Origin of the sequence: Ectobacillus ponti, from assembly GCF_024294785.1 — a bacterium.
In the GTDB taxonomy this organism is placed as follows: Bacteria; Bacillota; Bacilli; order Bacillales; family Bacillaceae_G; genus Ectobacillus; species Ectobacillus ponti.
The window spans coordinates 1-1245 of sequence record NZ_JANCLT010000041.1 but is presented as its reverse complement, the minus strand read 5'-3'; the positions used below and the strand labels follow the sequence as shown (position 1 = coordinate 1245).

The window sequence follows — 1245 nt, the reverse complement described above, 5'->3', positions numbered from 1 at the left end:
GCTCACTCACACAGTCTCCACTCACACGCATTGCAGAGGAGAGGCGACAATGGAGGGGAAGGAGGAGGACGTGCGGCTGGGGGCGAACAGGTACTCGGAGAGGCAGCCGATAGGGACGGCGGCGCAGGGCGCCGGGGACGACAAGGACTACAAGGAGCCGCCGCCGGCGCCGCTGTTCGAGCCAGGGGAGCTCAAGTCGTGGTCTTTCTACCGGGCCGGGATCGCCGAGTTCGTCGCCACCTTCCTCTTCCTCTACATCACCATCCTCACCGTCATGGGGGTCTCCAAGTCCTCCTCCAAGTGCGCCACCGTCGGCATCCAGGGCATCGCCTGGTCCTTCGGAGGCATGATCTTCGCGCTCGTCTACTGCACCGCCGGCATCTCCGGAGGACACATCAACCCAGCAGTTACTTTTGGGCTGTTCTTGGCCAGGAAGCTGTCCCTGACCCGGGCCATCTTCTACATAGTGATGCAATGCCTAGGGGCCATCTGCGGAGCTGGAGTTGTGAAGGGCTTCCAGCAGGGTCTGTACATGGGCAATGGCGGTGGTGCCAATGTAGTTGCCAGTGGCTACACCAAGGGTGACGGTCTTGGTGCTGAGATTGTTGGCAGCTTCATGCTGGTCTAGACCGTCTTCTCAGCCACTGTTGCCAAGAGGAATGCCAGGGACTCACATGTTCCTATCCTTGCCCCACTGCCAATTGGTTTTGCGGTGTTCCTGGTCCACCTGGCCACCATCCCCATCACCGGTACTGGCATCAACCCAGCCAGGAGCCTTGGCGCTGCCATCATCTACAACAAGGACCATGCCTGGAATGACCATTGGATCTTCTGGGTTGGTCCCTTCGTTGGCGCTGCCCTGGCTGCCATCTACCACCAGGTGATCATCAGGGCGATCCCATTCAAGAGCAGGTCTTAAGCCCCGCGCCGCCGCTGCGCAACTAGGAACAGCCCGAACGTCACCGCCGGGTTGATGTGCCCGCCGGAGATGCCGGCGGTGCAGTAGACGAGCGCGAAGATCATGCCGCCGAACGACCACGCGATGCCCTGGATCCCCACGGTGGCGCACTTGGACGCCGACTTGTTCACCCCCATCACCGTCAGGATGCTGATGTACAGGAACAGGAACGTCGCCACGAACTCCGCGATCCCCGCCCGGTAGAACGACCACGACGTCAGCTCCTCCACCTCGAACACCGGCGCCGCCGGCGGCTCCCGGTAGTCCTTCTCCTCCGCCCCCTGCGC

Annotated in this window: 1 protein-coding gene and 1 pseudogene; one reads left to right on the top strand and one right to left on the bottom strand. The window is 62.2% G+C overall.

Annotated features, from left to right (window positions below):
* Window positions 1-49 precede the first annotated feature (49 nt).
* A pseudogene (locus NK662_RS24470) lies at window positions 50-919 on the top strand (MIP/aquaporin family protein).
* Here NK662_RS24470 and NK662_RS24465 read toward each other — a convergent pair.
* Window positions 916-1245: aquaporin (locus NK662_RS24465; protein WP_254761324.1), on the bottom strand; the 330-nt coding region annotated here is incomplete at its 5' end. The pseudogene NK662_RS24470 and the gene NK662_RS24465 overlap by 4 nt on opposite strands.